The organism is Azospirillum brasilense, from assembly GCF_001315015.1.
GTDB lineage: Bacteria > Pseudomonadota > Alphaproteobacteria > Azospirillales > Azospirillaceae > Azospirillum > Azospirillum brasilense.
The window spans coordinates 1-15187 of record NZ_CP012919.1 but is presented as its reverse complement, the minus strand read 5'-3'; the positions used below and the strand labels follow the sequence as shown (position 1 = coordinate 15187).

Annotated in this window: 15 protein-coding genes and 3 pseudogenes; 6 read left to right on the top strand and 12 right to left on the bottom strand. The window is 69.7% G+C overall.

Going from position 1 to position 15187, the window contains the following annotated elements; translation table 11 throughout:
• Positions 1-133: 133 nt before the first annotated feature.
• Complete coding sequence (locus AMK58_RS28805) at positions 134-901, bottom strand: IS4/Tn5 family transposase DNA-binding protein (RefSeq protein WP_196813266.1); 768 nt, start codon at positions 899-901, stop codon at positions 134-136.
• A 91-nt stretch (positions 902-992) separates the two neighbouring features.
• Positions 993-1109: pseudogene (locus tag AMK58_RS28800) on the bottom strand (transposase); the annotation flags it as partial.
• Between the two features lie 62 nt (positions 1110-1171).
• Here AMK58_RS28800 and AMK58_RS28795 point away from each other — a divergent pair.
• Positions 1172-1333 (top strand): annotated as a pseudogene (locus AMK58_RS28795) (IS630 family transposase); the annotation flags it as partial.
• 42 nt (positions 1334-1375) lie between these two features.
• On the opposite strand, the gene AMK58_RS28790 reads toward AMK58_RS28795, so the two are convergent.
• The 5 genes and pseudogenes from AMK58_RS28790 to AMK58_RS28775 all read right to left on the bottom strand — a co-directional run.
• Positions 1376-2668, bottom strand: coding sequence for a nucleotide sugar dehydrogenase (locus AMK58_RS28790; RefSeq protein WP_035683165.1), 1293 nt, complete (start codon positions 2666-2668; stop codon positions 1376-1378).
• A 64-nt stretch (positions 2669-2732) separates the two neighbouring features.
• Positions 2733-3242 carry a glycosyltransferase family protein gene (locus AMK58_RS28785; RefSeq protein ID WP_035683167.1) on the bottom strand — a complete coding sequence of 170 codons (510 nt, stop codon included), beginning with the start codon at positions 3240-3242 and terminating at the stop codon, positions 2733-2735.
• Complete coding sequence (gene tnpA / locus AMK58_RS32025) at positions 3209-3439, bottom strand: IS66 family insertion sequence element accessory protein TnpA (protein ID WP_404801054.1); 231 nt, start codon at positions 3437-3439, stop codon at positions 3209-3211. Before tnpA ends, AMK58_RS28785 begins: the two co-directional genes overlap by 34 nt.
• Before the next feature lie 45 nt (positions 3440-3484).
• The gene (locus tag AMK58_RS28780; RefSeq protein WP_035683168.1) at positions 3485-3850 is read right to left on the bottom strand and encodes a hypothetical protein; all 366 of its coding nucleotides are present in this window, start codon (positions 3848-3850) and stop codon (positions 3485-3487) included.
• Between the two features lie 75 nt (positions 3851-3925).
• Positions 3926-4734, bottom strand: a pseudogene (locus AMK58_RS28775) (IS256 family transposase); the annotation flags it as partial.
• A 146-nt stretch (positions 4735-4880) separates the two neighbouring features.
• Here AMK58_RS28775 and AMK58_RS28770 point away from each other — a divergent pair.
• From AMK58_RS28770 to AMK58_RS28760, 4 genes are all read left to right on the top strand, one after another.
• The gene (locus AMK58_RS28770; RefSeq protein WP_079285523.1) at positions 4881-6206 is read left to right on the top strand and encodes a glycosyltransferase family 4 protein; all 1326 of its coding nucleotides are present in this window, start codon (positions 4881-4883) and stop codon (positions 6204-6206) included.
• A gap of 66 nt (positions 6207-6272) precedes the next feature.
• Positions 6273-6605, top strand: a complete 333-nt coding sequence (locus tag AMK58_RS31070) for a hypothetical protein (RefSeq protein WP_167555951.1) — start codon at positions 6273-6275, stop codon at positions 6603-6605.
• Positions 6606-6749: 144 nt separating this feature from the next.
• On the top strand, positions 6750-7967 hold the full coding sequence (locus tag AMK58_RS28765; protein WP_143265672.1) for a tetratricopeptide repeat protein: 1218 nt from the start codon (positions 6750-6752) through the stop codon (positions 7965-7967).
• 56 nt (positions 7968-8023) lie between these two features.
• The gene (locus AMK58_RS28760; protein WP_059399818.1) at positions 8024-9508 is read left to right on the top strand and encodes a glycosyltransferase; all 1485 of its coding nucleotides are present in this window, start codon (positions 8024-8026) and stop codon (positions 9506-9508) included.
• On the opposite strand, the gene AMK58_RS28755 is transcribed toward AMK58_RS28760, so the two are convergent.
• Both AMK58_RS28755 and AMK58_RS28750 read right to left on the bottom strand, forming a co-directional pair.
• The gene (locus tag AMK58_RS28755; protein WP_059399817.1) at positions 9428-10228 is read right to left on the bottom strand and encodes a class I SAM-dependent methyltransferase; all 801 of its coding nucleotides are present in this window, start codon (positions 10226-10228) and stop codon (positions 9428-9430) included. The two genes, AMK58_RS28760 and AMK58_RS28755, sit on opposite strands and share 81 nt — an antisense overlap.
• Before the next feature lie 97 nt (positions 10229-10325).
• Positions 10326-11534, bottom strand: coding sequence for a glycosyltransferase family 4 protein (locus tag AMK58_RS28750; RefSeq protein WP_059399816.1), 1209 nt, complete (start codon positions 11532-11534; stop codon positions 10326-10328).
• A gap of 597 nt (positions 11535-12131) precedes the next feature.
• Here AMK58_RS28750 and AMK58_RS28745 point away from each other — a divergent pair.
• Positions 12132-12755 (top strand): FkbM family methyltransferase, encoded by a 624-nt coding sequence (locus tag AMK58_RS28745; RefSeq protein ID WP_051141036.1) that lies wholly within the window; start codon positions 12132-12134, stop codon positions 12753-12755.
• 32 nt (positions 12756-12787) lie between these two features.
• Here the strand turns inward: AMK58_RS28745 and AMK58_RS28740 are convergent, their stop codons facing one another.
• Genes AMK58_RS28740 through AMK58_RS28730 form a run of 3 tightly spaced genes read right to left on the bottom strand, consistent with a single transcriptional unit; the run spans position 12788 to position 14949 of the window.
• Positions 12788-13909, bottom strand: coding sequence for a glycosyltransferase (locus AMK58_RS28740; RefSeq protein ID WP_059399815.1), 1122 nt, complete (start codon positions 13907-13909; stop codon positions 12788-12790).
• On the bottom strand, positions 13906-14166 hold the full coding sequence (locus tag AMK58_RS28735) for a hypothetical protein (protein ID WP_035683501.1): 261 nt from the start codon (positions 14164-14166) through the stop codon (positions 13906-13908). The genes AMK58_RS28740 and AMK58_RS28735 overlap by 4 nt, the downstream gene beginning before the upstream one ends.
• Before the next feature lie 36 nt (positions 14167-14202).
• A complete protein-coding gene (locus tag AMK58_RS28730; RefSeq protein WP_079285519.1) occupies positions 14203-14949 on the bottom strand; it encodes a class I SAM-dependent methyltransferase in 747 nt (248 codons plus the stop codon).
• Between the last annotated feature and the right edge of the window lie 238 nt (positions 14950-15187).

Genomic DNA, 15187 nt, shown 5'->3' with positions numbered 1-15187 from the left:
GCCGCCTTTCAGAAGGGCAACATTACCCTCCGCATGCGTGACGATCTCGGCGGTCTGTTCGAGGACAGCACGTTCACCGAGTTGTTCCCGATGCGCGGTCAGCCCAGCTTGGTGCCGTGGCGGCTGGCGCTGGTCACCGTGCTGCAATTTGCCGAGGGACGCCGAGAGCAAGCCGGTCGACGCAAGTTCGCACCAGGAAGTGCATGCCCATTTCCTGAGCCAGACAGAACAGTTCGTAGATGTCGCTCTCGCGATCTCCGACATGGATGCAGCGGTCGGGATCGCCGAACCGCTCCGTGGTCCAGCGCAGGTTCTCCAGCCAGCGGACGCTCTCCTTCTGCTCGATGGGCATCCGCGTCGGGTTGATCTTTCTCTTGAGAGCGGCGGTTCCCTTGAACTTGGTCCGGGTCCAGAACTTGACGGCGCCGAGGCCCATGGGCAGGCCTTCGGTCGTGACCACCAAGCTGGCGTGCATCAGCAGCCCACACACGGTGTGCATGCGGAACCGGCCGTCCTGATCCTGACCGCTGTTTACCCGGCAGGTCTGGCCGATCTTCTCGGGATGCTCGCGCTGGAAGGAGAACTCCGTAGTGTCCTGAATAACCAGGATGGGGCCGGAGGTCGCGGCGACCCGCTGGCGTGTCGAATCGAAGTGGCTGGCGAGGATCTCCGCTTCGCTCACCCGGTCGTTGGCAAAGAACCGGTAGGCCGCCTTGGTGCTGGCCCAGTCCTGGCAGGCCAAGGGGATGCTGTCGCCTATCGCCCCGGCCATCTGATCGAGCAACGTGCTCAGCCGCCGGCCCAGACGCTCATCGGCAAAGTGCCAGCCGGCCAGTTCATCCTCGATCCACGCGTTGATACCCACAGCCTTCGGCACCACCCGAACATCGTTCGATGCCAACAGGCTGGAGACTGCTCGGGTTCGGGGCGGGGCCGCCGTCACCGACGAACCGGCAGGATGTGGGTAATTGAAAGGCTCACCGGAGGCGTACGTAGAAGGTGGCCTCGCTGATCCCATGCCGGCGGCACACGTCCGCCGTCTTCTGACCGGCCTCCTGCTCCTTCAGGATGCCGATGATCTGCTCCTCGCTGAACCGGCTGCGTCTCATCCGTCCGTCTCCTCTCGATGACGGACTCTACCTATGCCTGGAGGATTTTTCCGGTCTCAGGTCAGAACATCTGGCAGTACATACGCGACAATTGGCTCTCCAACCGGATATTCGCCTCCTACCAGGACATCCTCGATCACTGCTGCTTCGCCTGGAACGCCCTCGTCGAGCAGCCCCGGACCATTATATCCATCGGACTGCGCGACTGGGCGCATCGCTCATGATCCGCGAGTCTTGATATTACTTCCGCTCAAAGCGGGCCGCAGTTACAGCCGCCACAGCTCCACGCCGTCCGGCACGCCGCCGCGGTCGAGCAGGCTCTTCACGTCCATGACGAGGCCACGGCGGTCCTTCAGCAGACCGGTCGCCAGTTCCCAGCCTTCCGCCCGGTAGACGGCGTGGGGAACGGCCAACACCACCGCATCGGCGGGCGGCAGGGCATCCCGCGCGGTCAGGGTCAGGCCATACTCGTGGGCCACCTCTTCCGCCGAAGCGAGTGGATCGTGAAGCGCGACCTCCACCCCGAAGCACGCCAGCTCCGCCACGATGTCCACCACGCGGGTGTTGCGGATGTCGGGTACGTCCTCCTTGAACGTCAGGCCCAGCACCGTCACCCGCAGCGGCCTAGCCGGCCCGGTGCTCCGACGCAGAAGCCGCTTCACCGTCTCCTGCGCCACATACTGGCCCATGGTGTCGTTGATGCGCCGGCCCGCTAGGATGACTTCCGGGTTGTGGCCGAGTTGCTCCGCCCGGTGGGTCAGATAATAGGGGTCCACGCCGATGCAGTGGCCGCCGACCAGACCTGGCTGGAATTTCAAGAAGTTCCACTTGGTGCCGGCGGCGGCCAGCACGTCGCGGGTGTCGATGCCCATGCGGTGGAAGATCACCGCCAGTTCGTTCATGAGCGCGATGTTGACGTCGCGCTGGGTGTTCTCGATGACCTTGGCGGCCTCCGCCACGGCGATAGACGCGGCCTCGTGCACGCCGGCCTTCACCACGCTGCCGTAAACCGCAGCGACGAGCGCCCGCGTCGCCGGATCGGAGCCGGAGACCACCTTGGTGATCGTCTCGAACCGGTGTTCCTTGTCGCCGGGGTTGATGCGCTCCGGCGAATAGCCGACGGTGAAGTCCCGCCCGAAGGTGAGGCCCGATTCCGCCTCCAGCACCGGCACGCAGTCCATCTCCGTGGCGCCGGGATAGACCGTGGATTCGTAGACCACCACATCGCCACGCTTCAGATGCCGCCCGACGGTACGGCTGGCAGCCAGCAGCGGGCGCAGGTCCGGGCGCCGGGCGTCGTCGATCGGGGTCGGCACGGTGACGATGTGGAAATCAGCCCGCGCCAGATCTTCTGGGGCGTCGGTCAGGTGCAGGCGCGCTTCAGCTAGATCCACGTCCGCCACCTCGCCCGTATGGTCGTGCCCGGCCCGCAGCGCCGCGATGCGGCGCGCGTCAATATCGAAGGCAACGACGGGCACGCCCGTCCGCCCGAACGCGACCGCTACGGGCAGGCCGACATAGCCGAGTCCGATCACCGAGATGCGGCGGGAATGGGTCATGGTGGCAAGGCTTCCTCAGATGGTGACAAGGCTGGGAGGGCCTGTGGTGGCATCCCCCTCACCGTCATGGAACGTTCGGGATTGCAGCAGGCCAGCGTCGGCCTGTCATAGCCGACCTGGGAATAGAGCTCCAAGCATATCGGTCAGTTTCGCGGCCCAATGCCCGTAGGTGTGACGTCCGCCGCTGTCCGGCTTCAGCAATGGTACGGCACTCCTCCGAGTACTCCTCGTACTGCCGGATCAGGCGAACGGCGTCGCCGGCATCGCGGTAGGCGGCAACCTCGGTACCAATCTCGAACGGACTGTGAAGGTTGGGCTTCCAATCGGTGAGCAGGAACGAACCGACCCCTGTGGCTTCGTAAAGGCGGAGATTGTTGGCGTAGGGCCCGGCGGCATCGAGATGGCAATTCAGCACGATGTTCGTCTCGGCCAACTTGCGGATCTCACCGTCCGGCAGGGTGTCGAGATAGTAACCGGCGAAGCCCGGGATCGCGGACTGCGCGGCCCCGCAGACGGTCGCGCCGGCGAATTCGGCCGCGGTCAGAAAATACCCCAGCGAGAAGCGGTCGTACATCCAAGGAAACGCCCGGCTTGGCCCGCCACCTCCGCCGGCCGACGGTTGCGATCGAGCCGCCAGGCCCACCAGCCGAAGGTCTTGCGCGACAACCCCTGCGCCGCGCAGTAATCGCTGCGGCTCCGGCCACTCGCCCGCCACGCCTCAACGTGCCCCCGCCAAAACGACTCGGCCGAGCCCGCCACCGTCGACCCCATCGCCGCCTCCCGCTGATGATCGGTTCGCGCGGGAAACTACTGGCCTCAGCGCCAAGTCGGCCAGGTGGGGCGCCCCTGACGGATACCGTTCATCAACGCCTGCGCCGTCTGTCCCAGGCCGATCAACGCCTTCTGGATGCCTACCAAGCCGGTGTACTGAGACTTGACGAACTTGCGGAGCGCCGCCGACATCTGGCCGATCAGCGCCAAGCCTTGGCGTTGGAGTTGGAGCACGTCGAGCAACTTCGTCAGCAACGGGCGAACGCGCGGGAGGTGATCGCGAACCTGACCGCCTTCTGCGAACGCATCCAAGGGCGGCTGCGGGACGCCACCTTTGCCGACCGACAGGCCATCTTGCAGCTCGTCATCGAGCGCATCATCGTGGGTGAAGACACGTTGAAGATCCGTCATGTTATTCCGCTACGCCCTCCACCGCCGGGGCATGATGTCCCGAAGGAGCCGGTTGTCGGATTGCGTCCGGATGGTGTGCCGCCAGCAGCGCTGGTGCCGGGTGGTCGGGAAGACCTCCTCCAGCGCCTTCCAGAAGCCCAGCGCGCCATCGGCGACGGCGAGTTCGGGGGCGGTGGTGAGGCCGCGGGCCTGGAGGTCGATCAGCAGTTCGCGCCAATTCTGGGCGCTCTCGCGCACGCCGATCTGGAAGCCGACCAGTTCCTTGTGGCCCTCCGGGGTGGCGCCGATGATCACCAGCATGCAGTCCGCGCTCGGCTCCATGCGGGCCTGGAGATAAACGCCGTCGGCCCAGACATACACATAGCGCCGCGCCGACCGGTCGCGCCGTTGCCAGCGTGCGTAGTCGGCCACCCACTCCTCCTTCAGCCGGCCGATCACCGGGGGCGACAGGTTCGGGGCGTCCCGGCCGAGCAAGGCCCCGAGCGCCTCCTGGAAGTCGCCGGTGGAGAAGCCGCGCAAGGAGAGGATGGGCAGCAACGCGTCCAGGCTGCGGGTGCGGCGTGCCCAGCGCGGCAGCAGCCCCGAGGTGAAGCGGATGCGCTCGGCGTCATTCTCCGCTCCGCGGTCGCGCACCTTAACCCGGCGCACCGGGACCGGCCCGATGCCGGTCTGGATCGCCCGCTCCGGGCCGTGGCCGTGCCGGACCACCCGCTCGCGGCCGTCCGGCAGCTTCACGTCTCTCATCGACGCCAGAAAGGCGTCCGCCTCCGCCTCGATGGCCTGTTCCAGCAACCGGCGGGCACCGGCACGGAGGATGGCCGTCAGCGGGTCATCTCGATCTCCTCCGGCTGACGCAACCGGACAACCTTGCTATTCTCGTCCATGACGTATCGCTCCCTCGTGGAGGTTCTGGCAGGCTTCGTCACCCGCCTCGATACGCCGCCTTCCTCAGCCCGTCATCACCCAGTTTCCCGCATAGCTCCACAGAATGTAAGATCGGTCCTGTTGCAAGTCTGCCGCCGTGAAGAGAATGCCTGTGGTCCGTCCCCCCGTTCCCCACTCCCGTTCCCCACTCCCGTTGCGCATGCGCGTCCTTACGGTAAGTCTGGCCGATCAGGAAGGTGGGGCGGAGCGGATCGCCTTCCGGCTGACGGCCGGGTACCGGTTCGCAGGGCATGAGGCCACGTTGGCCGTCGGATTCAAGCGGCTGGACCATGATTGGGTCAGGCCCCTGTCTCGGGATCGCAACCGGCCGTCGCGCAACCCGGCGGCACCGCCGCCCGCGGGCCCGGACGATCGGAAATGGGCTTTGCGCGCCGGTATGGAGGATTTCTTCTACCCGGGCAGTTGGGACCTTCTGGACCTTGCCGACGATCCTCCGGATCTCGTTCATCTGCACAATCTTCACAACGCCTACTTCGACCTGCGCGTGCTGCCGTGGCTGAGCACACGGGTTCCTGTCGTGATGACACTGCATGACTGCTGGCTGCTGACCGGTCATTGCGCCCATCCGATGGAATGCGAGCGGTGGCGGACAGGATGTGGGATGTGCCCCGACTTGTCCATCTACCCTCCCCTGCCGCGGGACAACACGGCGAACAACTGGGACCGTAAACGTGACCTGCTCGGCGCCAGCCGTTTCTTCCTCGCAGCGCCGTGCGACTGGTTGCGGGAACGCGCCTTGGGCAGCCTGCCTCCCTCGTCCGTCCGGGCGGCGGTGACGCTTCCCAACGGCGTCGATATCGAAGCGTTCCAGCCTGGCGACCGCCGTGCGGCGCGTGATCGGTTCGGCGTGCCGCAGGATGCTGTCGTCGCGCTGCTCGTCAGCAACGGTGGACTCGCCAACCTGTGGCGGGACGTTCGGACCCTGGAGGAGGCCGTCCGCGCGGCCGCCGCCCGATTGGCGCCGCGCCGCATCCTGTTGCTGGTCGCGGGGGGCTTGGAGGAGCGGACGCGATGGGGAAGTGTGGAGGTATGGTCCTTTCCCTTCCTTACCGATGGAAGCGGGCTGGCTGACATCTATCGGGCCGCCGATGTGTTCGTTCATTTTGCTCGGGCCGATACCTTTCCAACCGTCGTCTTGGAAGCCATGGCCTGCGGCCTGCCCGTCGTTGCCACGGCGGTTGGCGGCATTCCCGAACAGATCGCGGACGGAGAAACCGGCCTGCTCGTCACGCCGGGCGCCGTCGGGGAGGCCGCTGAAGCCTTGACGGCGCTTCTGGAGGATGAGGCGATGCGCACACGGCTCGCCGCCGCCGCCCGCCGCCGTGCCGTGGCCCATTTTGACGAGCGGGTGATGATCGAGCGGTATCTGGCCTGGTACGCCAAGATTCTTGCCGGTAACGGGGAGTGTTAGAAAATCAACGACTTCAGCTAAGCCTAAACGGCTCTGGCCGGAGTTCCGGGGCTGGTGCCCCAGGCCATGGCCATCCTGCACAACACCATGCTACGCATCACCATGCTGCGCATCACCATGCTGCGCATCGCCCACTCCTTCGACGCTCCAATCCCGGCTGTCCGCATGGCCGGTGCCGAGGATCGGCAACCGTCAAGAGCGGCTTTCTTTGAATGGCCCTGTGACGGAACCCCTTCAGGGTCATCGCTTGAACGCGGTGCGTGGGCGATGCAGGCAAGACGATCGACACGGATTGGTGCCGGATTTTACGGAAGCCCGCCAGCGAAGCCCGCGTCATCGGCCGGCGACCGGCACAGATCCGCAAAATCCGTGTCGATTCTTGCCCCGACGAAGCGCTGAAGCTCATCAAGCCCTTGCCCTGTTCCTTCACCCGATTACCCTGGGAACCCCTTGGAGGGGGGCCGGGGATTCGGATAGAGTGCGCGTCCGTGGCCGACCCGCTCCGGAACGCCGGCTCGCGGCCCGTTTGCGCAAGAGGTTCGAGTGAGTTCAGGCGACGCCCTTCATCGGCCGGCTTCCGTCGCGCCGCCCATGCCGGAGCAGGTGGAAGCCTGGCGGCAGAGCATCCGCCGCGACACCTTCGCCAATTACCAGCTCGAAATGGCGGTGGCCTTGTGCCGGGAGGGCTCACAGGCCGCAGCGGTGGAGGCGTTCCGCCGGGCCATCGCAATCATGCCGGAGTCGGCCGAGGCCCATGCCGGGCTGGTCGAGACGCTGGAGGCCATGGACCAGGACGCCGCCGCGGCCGAGGCGCGCCGGGCTGCCGCTGCCCTCGACATGGACCTCGAGGCGACCGGCTGCGTCCGCCTCGGGCTCTTGGACCTGCGGGACCGGCGCCCGGACGCCATGCGCGAGCGCGGCCGCCGGGCGCTGGTGCTGAAGCCGGGCCATCCCCCGGCCGAGATGCTCGTGTGGTTCGCCGGCATGCTGGAGGAGACGCCCGCCGCGCTCCCAGCCGGCGCTGCCTCGCCCGGGCGGGAGATGGCGTCGCTCGGCGCGGAGGCGGGGTTCCTGGGAATGGAGTGGGCGGGCCGGTCGCGCCACGATCTGGCGGAGCCACTGCTGCGGTTCGGCCTTTTCCACGAGGAGAACCCGGTCCGCCTGCGCGAGGCCGCCATCGCCTGCCAGATCCGCTTCGCCCTGGACGATGCGGCCGGCTTCCTCGCCCGGGCCTGCGCCCTGGACCCGGTGGACAGCGCGGCGGCGTTCTCCCTCGTTCTGACGGACATCGTGCGCGGGCGCCCGGACGCCGTCGCCGCCACGCTGGACTCCGTCGCAGAGCGGCAACCCGACGCGCTGCCGGTGGTCTTCCACCGCTGCCTGTTCGACCTCGTGCGGGGCCGGCCGGCGGACGCCCTGGAGCGGGGCGCCGCCAGCCCGCATGGCGGGCGCGGTTCGATCCTGGCACTCCAGGGGCTGGCCCTGATCGCCCTCGGCGAGGCGGAGCGGGCCGAGCCCCTGCTGCGCCAAGCCCTCGTCGTCGATCCCCAGATGCTCCATGGCCTGCTGGACGCCGCCATCGGCCTGCACATGCTCGGCAGGATCGCCGAGGCGGAGGAGGTCCGGCGGCGCGCCACGGCTCACCACCGCGGGGCGATGGTGCCGTTCCTGGCAGCCGTGCGTCGCTGGGTGGGGGAGGAGACGATGCGCTTCCTCGGCGTTCCGGAGGGGGCGCTGCCCGGGCCCGCCCGACCCGCCTGATGCCCGCCGCCGCACGGGCCGCCGGCCCCCCTGCACACCCTCTCGTCAGCGTTCTCATGAGCGTCCACCGGGACGTGCGGTTCCTGGACGCGGCGGTCGACAGCCTGCTGGGCCAGACTCTGGGCGACTTCGAGCTGCTCCTGGTCGATGACGGCTCGCCTCACGCGGAGCGGCTGCGCGCCCTGGCCGAGCGTGACCGCCGCGTGCGCCTGGTGGTCAACGACCGCAACCTCGGCCTGACCGTCTCGTTGAACCGGGCGGCCGGGCTGGCGCGGGCCCCGGTGATCGCGCGCATGGACGCCGACGACATCAGTCATCCCGACCGCTTGGCGGCGCAATATGAGCGGCTGTCCGCACAGCCCGGCCTGACGGTCGTCGGCAGCAACTATGTCGCGGTGGATACCGGGGGCGCCCCGCTGCGCACCATCCGGCTGCCGGAGGAGGACGCCGCGATCCGCTGGACAGCGCTCTTTGCCAACCCCTTCTGCCACCCCGCCACGCTGTTCCGCGCCGCCGATTTCCACGCCGCCGGCGGCTACGACGAGCGGCTGGCGTGCGCTCAGGACTACGACCTGTGGATGCGCCTGCTGCGGCGCGGCCAGGGGGCCAACCTTCCCGTGCCGCTGCTGCGCTACCGGATCAACGACCAGGGGATATCCGCCACCCGGAAGGTGGAGCAGGAGGCCGTGGCCGGTGCGATCCGGCGGGTGGAGTGGCTGTCCTGCGGCGTCGGCGACCTCGATCCGGAACGGGTCGCGGCGCCCGTCTGGCGCCTCCAGACGGGCGCTCCGGCCTGCGATCCCTCCGATACCCTGGCCCTGACCCTGGCCACGCTGCGCCTGCTGGACGGGCTGGCGGCGCGCGATTCCCGGAACGTCGCCGGCCTGCGGGAAACGCTGGCGGCCGTGGCGCGGCGGGTGCTGTGGACGGCCGTCGCCGCCCTGGGGTGGCGGCTGGCCGGCGGCTGGGACGGGCGCCGCCTGCTGGCGCTCGCGGCCCGTTTCGACGCGCCGGAGGTCGCGGCCTGCCTGGCGCTCGGGCGGTCCCGCGCGGCCCGGCGCTGGGCCGCCCGGCCGCCGGACTTCGACTTCGCGTGCACCGGTCACGCCGTCCCCGGCGCCGGAGTGGTTCCGTGGACGGAACTGTCGGGATTCGCCGGAGTCTGGATCTACGGGGCGGGAGAAGGCGGACGGGCGGTGCTACGCGTCTTGCGCCGGCTGCGCGGGTGCCGCGTGGCTGGCTTCGTGGACAGCGTCCGCCGGGGCGGGTTCGAGGGGCTGCCGCTGCTCAGCCGCGCCGACTTTCTGGCGCGGCCCGCTACCGGACGGGCGGTGGTTATCGCCTCCGGCGCCTGGCGGGAGATCCTGGAGGGGCTCGGCGGGCTTGCCGGCCAAGGTCTCTTCGTCGCCGATGTGGAGGGGGACCTGCGCCTCTACCGCGTGCCGCCCCCGCCGGGCGGCTCAGGGTCGGCGGACCAGGATGGCATAGCCGCTGGTCGGACCGGGAACCAGCGGGTCGAGGCGGACGGCTGCCCTGGCTAGCGCCGCGTAGATGGCCAGGAGCGGGCCGGGGCGGCGCAGCCCGGTCAGCCATGGCCGGCAGGCCAGCCCCCGCAACCGGTCGTCGGGCCCGCCGTCGCGCAGCCGGTCGTGCAGCACCCCCCGTGTCCGGCCGCTTTCCAGGATGCCGATCGCGAGCATGTGCAGCAGGAATGAGACGCCGCCGCCCTGCCGGTGCAAGGCCAGGATCTCGAAGCCGGCGTCCCGGAACAGCGCCGTGAGACCGCCGGCGCCGTAGCGCCGGTAGCCGTGATACCCGAACAGCAGGTGCGACCGCAGCCCCGGCACCAGATGCAGCCTGAGCCCTCCCGGCCGGGTGGCCGCGAAGATGCGCCGCACCGCTTGGCGGTCGTCCTCGACATGCTCCAGGGCGGAGGAGGACAGCACGAGGTCGAAGGCGCCTTCGGGCAGGGGTACGGTCTCGATCGGGCCGCAGCGGTAGGACGCCTCCAGCGGGGAGGGGGTGGCCGCGTACCGCTCCCAGTCCGCGCCGGGCACGACGTCGATCCCGAGATAGCGCCCGGACAAGCCGTGCCGGCGGAAGAACTCCACGTAATGGCCGCGCCCGCAGCCGACGTCGAGGATCGACTGGGGCATGCCGGGCAGCCCGTCCAGCAGCCTGGACAGGGACGCGTCGTTGTAGGTGCGCAGGGGCGAGGCGCCGCGCCGGAGCGGGGCCTCCTCCTCCGCCGTCAGCCGCATCGGCGGGGCGGCGGCTCGCCACGGCCCTCCGCGATCTGCGCGCGGATGAAGGCCAGGTAGGCGCGCCGGCCGGCCCGATCCAGCGGCAGGTCGCCGTTCACCGCGGACATGGCGCCTCCCCGCCGGCCCCGGCCGCCTTCGGCGGGCGCGCCAGGATGTCCCGGTACAGGGCCAGCTCGTTGTGGACCGTCCGCTCCAGCGACAGCGTCGCCAGCACTTCCTCCCGCGCCGCCCGGCCCAGCGCCGCCCGCAGGCCGCAGTCACCGGCCAGTGTCCGCACCGCGTCGCGGATGGCGTCCGCCTCCGGTTCCACCAGCAGGCCGGTCCGGCCGTGCCGGACCACCTCGCAGATGCCCGGCCGGTTGGCGCCGATCACCGGCAGGCCGCAGGCCATGGCCTCCAGCAGTGCCTTGGGATGCCCCTCGTAGCCGGAGGGCAGCAGGAAGCAATCCGCCCGCCGCAGCAGGGCGGGCAACGCCAGGTGCGGCAGGATGCCGTGGAAGGTCACGTCCATGCCCTGGGCGGCGGCGCGCATGGCAGGCAGCAGTTCCCCCTGTCCCACCACGTCGAGCGCCACGTCCAGGCCGCGCAGCCCCTCGATCAGCAGCAGCGGGTTCTTCTGCGGGACCAGCCGGCCGATGAAGGCCACCCGGAACGGCCCAGGCTCCCGCCGGGCGCCGGGATCGGGGGCGAAACGGTCGGTGTCCACGTAGTTGGGGATGACCGTGACGGCGCCCGCGTCGGCGCCGGTCGCCAGGACGCTGCCGCGCATAGCGTCGGCGGTGACGACGCAGCGGTCGGCCGCGGGGAAGACCGCGGCCTCCAGCGCCCGCGCCGACTGGGTCTGCGGGCTGTCCGGGCCGTGCAGGTGGACGCAGGCTTCCGAGAGCATGTAGCCGCAGCGCGCCATGAACCAGGCCCCGGCCGTCCGCGCGGCCGCGAACGCGGTGTCCGCGCCGGCGGTCTGGTTGGTCTTCACCAGCGTCGGACCCCGCCAGAGGCGGGGCAGCCGCCGGGCGATCCAGTCCCGGTAGCGCGCCGGCCCGAGGCCGCGGTCGCAGACGATGCGGATGCCCGGCAGGCGCGACCGGCAGGCGGCGTCCCAGCGGTCGCCGTAGGTGACGATGGTCAGGGCGCGCAGATAGGGCCGCAGCCGCCGGTACAGGGCCACTTCGCGCTCGAACATCCCCGCCTCCTCCCAGATCCGCAGCGAGATGCCGTCGGTCATGAACAGGACGAGGTGAAGATCGGCGAGGGAGGGAGGGGCCGGGACCGGCGGCTGGGGTGGAAGTCCGGAAGGCACCATACGGGAGAGTGTCCGTGTCTCGATTGCGGCCGCTGCGGCCAGGTCCATGGCACGCCCGGAGGAACGGGCGCTGCACGCTGCGGGGGGCACGCGCGGCATTGTGCCAGCCCGTCGGGCAAAGGTCCATCGCCTCCATGATGCGGGGCAGGGTCATTCAAAGAAAGCCGCTCTTGACGGTTGGATGGTTGCACACCGATCCTCGGCACCGGCCATGCGGACAGCCGGGATTGGAGCGTCGAAGGAATTGGCGATGCGCAGCATGGAAATGATCGACACGGATTTCACGGATCGAGATCGGATTTCACGGAATCAGCCAGCGAGGCCCACGTCATCGGCCGACGAACTGCCGAAGCTCTTCAAACGATTGCCCTGCGGCCAAATGCCTTGCGTCCCCGAAAACTTTCACAATAGATAGCCGGACGGTGCGCCCCGCCCGGCGATGACGAACCGACCGGACGGGCCCGCTCCGCACTGATGCAGAAGGATTCGGTGCCGTGCCCAACGCTGCTTCGATCACCGAGGCCGAACGCGTCCGCCGCCGCACCGGGGTGCTGCTGGACGCGCCGATCCCCGTGCTGGCATGAAAGGGTCCACTGCATGACCGGGGACAGGAGCATCGCCGCCGCGCAGCACGCGGTGGAGCATGCCTTCCTAGAGCGGGTGGCCGCTCTGGAGCCCGGCGACATCGCCGTGGACTGCGGGGCCAATGTCGGGCTGTTCACGCTCCCCATGGCACGCCGCGGGGCGCGCGTCTTCGCCTTCGAACCGAACCCGCACGCGTCCGGTGAGCTGGCCCGGCGGCTGACGCCATTCCCGAACGTCACGCTGCGGCAGGCCGCCGTTGCCCTCGACGACGGCCCGGCGTCCCTGCATTTCCACGTCAACGCCCGGCAGGACCCGCTGACTTGGTCGACCGGTTCCTCGCTGTTGCCGTTCAAGGGGAACGTCAGCCGGGAGGACCGAGTGACGGTGGAGGCGGTGGACTTCGCGGCCTTCGTCCGTGCGCTCGACCGCCCGGTGACGCTGCTGAAGATGGACGTGGAGGGGGCGGAGGTGGCGATCTTGCACCGGCTCCTTGATCTCGGCCTCCAGGACCGGATCCGGCACGCCTTCGTCGAGCTGCACGACGCGAAGATCCCCGAGCTCCGCCCGGAGACGGAGAGGCTGCGGAAGCGCATCCGCGACGCCGGTCTGGAGAATATCAACCTCGACTGGATGTGACGGCGGGGCCCCCGCTCGACGGACGGGGGGCGTCAGGCCGCGCAGGCATCCAAAAGCATGGCCGCCCGCCTCGTGAAGGTCCACCGCTCCGCCAGGCGGTGCGCGGCCGCTACCCGCCCGTCGCGCGCCGCGCCCGGCGCGATGGCCTCGTCGATGGCGCGGGCCAGGGCGGCGCCGTCGTCGGGTTCGCAGAACACCGCCTCCCGCCCGCTCAGCCAGTGCCTCAGCGCCGGAATGCCGGTTGCCACCACCGGCACCCGCGCCATCATGTACTCGCCGAGCTTCATCGGGCTGGTCCAGGCGGCGCTGGGGTGGGTGGCCGAGGGCGGCAGCAGCGCCACGTCGGCGCCCCACAGGAAGGGCGGGATCTCGGCGTGGGCGCGCAGCCCGTGCAGCGTTATGTTGGTCAGCCCCGCCGCCTCCACCCGCGCGCGGGTGCGCTCCACATCCTGCGGCCAGCCGCCGACCAGGTGGAAGCGGATGCCGGGGCGCAGGGCCACCGCTTCGAGAATGGCGGGGATGCCCTTGTAGTCGTAGAGATGCCCGGCGTACACCGCGTTCGGCCCCGGCCCCAGCGGGGAGGGAGGCGGTACGGCCGGACGGGCGAACAACCGTTCGTCCACCGCGTCGGGCAGCACGACGATGCGGTCGGCGGCGGCCCCGCGGGCGGCGTACCCCCGCGCCAGGACCGGCGCGATGGTGACCAGCCGGCGCAGGCCGGGCAGGTGGGTGGCGGCCAGCAGGTCGGCGAAGTCCGGCCGGGCGTTGGACGGGTCGGTGTGGGCTTCGACCAGCGTGGGAATCCCCTCCCGCGCCGTCAGCGCCGGCAGCACGTAGCTGCGGGCGTAGACGATACGGGCTTCGCGGGCCCGCGCCAGCTCCAGCGCCGGGACCGCGAAGCCCATGCCGTCGCCGCGCGGGGTGCCGTCCGCATTCGCTGGCAGCATCACCCAGTCCAGCGGCGCGTTCAGGCCGTAGAGCGCGTTCAGCCGCTCCGGCGACACCGGGCCGCCGGCCGGCTCCAGGCAGACGAAGACCACGTTCAGCCCGTTGCGGGCGAAGCCCTCGGCCATCTTGACCGTGTTGACGGCGTGGGCGAACAGCGACCCGGCCTCGATGGCGGCGGCGGCGAGCAGCGTGGGGCGGGCGCTCACAGCCACCCGCCCGCGCGCTCAGACCAGCGACTTGAACGGGTCAAGGCAGCGCTCCCCCATGATCCCGGCGGGTTGCGGCCCACATAGTGGGAGTCGCCGTTGGCCACGAGGATGATGTCGAAATCCTGGTCGTCCCGGACGACCTCCACGTCGGACCGGGTCTTCAGGTGGTCGTGCAGGAGCTGCTGCACCGCCAGCCCGAGGAACTGACCCGTTTCGCTGACGGGGTAGTCGATGAAGATCCTGAGCTTGTCCATTCCAGGGTCCATGGTGGGGGAGCGGCCCGCCCCGCCTCAACCCGCGGCCGGCGAGGTGGCGATGGCACGCAGATCGAAGCCGCGGACCAGGGAGGCGACCGTCCAGCCGCCCGCCTCCAGATGCTCGCGCAGCAGATCCAGCGTGTACTCCCGGCGGTGGTCGGGATCGTCCATCCAGAACAGGCCGATGTCCTTCCGGACCAGCTTGTACCAGGTGCTGTCCACGGCCGGGACCTTGACCACGATCTTCGGGATGTGGCGGGCGAGATTGGTGAGCAGCGGCACCGGGTCGTCGAGATGCTCCAGCACGTGCGAGCAGACGACGACATCGAACCGGCCCTCCGGCAGCTCGCGCGTCGCGTCCATGGTCAGGAAGCGCAGGTTGGGCATGGTGTTGTTGCGGATCGACTGGGCCACCCGGTCCGGGTTGATGTCGACGGCGACGACCTCCGCCGCGGTCTGCGCCATCCATTGCTGGTAGTAGCTGGCCCCGCATCCGATATCGAGGACCCGCTCGCCCGGCCGGATATTCTCCACCAGGAAGGCGGCGTGGCCGGTCCAGAGGTAATGCTTGGGATGCCGGAGGTCGTAATAGTCGTTGCAGGCGAGGTTGAGCATCCGGTCCGCATACTGGATCACCTCGAACCAGTAGGCGATGGCCTCGCGGCCTTCCGGCGAGCCCGGGGCAAATCGGTCGCCGATCGAGCACCCCTTGCGGGCCAGGCTTTCCAGGGTCTTCACATGGGGCGGCGTTTCCGGCCGTTCCCCGTCGGACGCGGACATCGGGATCTCCACGGGCTGGGTCGTGTGGTCGTGCGGGACCGTACCCCATTCGAGCGGTGCAAGCCACCATGCCGAGCACCTCGGTCCGGATACATCGGTCCATGGACCACGCTGGCCGGAGCGTCGCGGATCGCCGCCGAGCTGGGCGTCACGGAAACAGTCCGGCGCTTCTCCCCGGGGCTTCTGGACGCCGCCGGGTGACGGCGGTCCCTCCGGCCGTCATTCCATCCAGCTCCCG

Excerpts from the sequence above, each read along its gene's own strand:
- AMK58_RS28760 (WP_059399818.1), top strand. The coding sequence starts at position 8,024 with ATGAGCGTCCACCGGGACGTGCGGTTCCTGGACGCGGCGGTCGACAGC.
- AMK58_RS28755 (WP_059399817.1), bottom strand. The coding sequence starts at position 10,228 with ATGCGGCTGACGGCGGAGGAGGAGGCCCCGCTCCGGCGCGGCGCCTCG.
- AMK58_RS28750 (WP_059399816.1), bottom strand. The coding sequence starts at position 11,534 with ATGGTGCCTTCCGGACTTCCACCCCAGCCGCCGGTCCCGGCCCCTCCC.
- AMK58_RS28790 (WP_035683165.1), bottom strand. The coding sequence starts at position 2,668 with ATGACCCATTCCCGCCGCATCTCGGTGATCGGACTCGGCTATGTCGGC.
- AMK58_RS28745 (WP_051141036.1), top strand. The coding sequence starts at position 12,132 with ATGACCGGGGACAGGAGCATCGCCGCCGCGCAGCACGCGGTGGAGCAT.
- AMK58_RS28730 (WP_079285519.1), bottom strand. The coding sequence starts at position 14,949 with ATGTCCGCGTCCGACGGGGAACGGCCGGAAACGCCGCCCCATGTGAAG.
- AMK58_RS31070 (WP_167555951.1), top strand. The coding sequence starts at position 6,273 with ATGGCCATCCTGCACAACACCATGCTACGCATCACCATGCTGCGCATC.
- AMK58_RS28770 (WP_079285523.1), top strand. The coding sequence starts at position 4,881 with ATGCCTGTGGTCCGTCCCCCCGTTCCCCACTCCCGTTCCCCACTCCCG.
- AMK58_RS28785 (WP_035683167.1), bottom strand. The coding sequence starts at position 3,242 with ATGTACGACCGCTTCTCGCTGGGGTATTTTCTGACCGCGGCCGAATTC.
- tnpA (WP_404801054.1), bottom strand. The coding sequence starts at position 3,439 with ATGGGGTCGACGGTGGCGGGCTCGGCCGAGTCGTTTTGGCGGGGGCAC.
- AMK58_RS28780 (WP_035683168.1), bottom strand. The coding sequence starts at position 3,850 with ATGACGGATCTTCAACGTGTCTTCACCCACGATGATGCGCTCGATGAC.
- AMK58_RS28735 (WP_035683501.1), bottom strand. The coding sequence starts at position 14,166 with ATGGACAAGCTCAGGATCTTCATCGACTACCCCGTCAGCGAAACGGGT.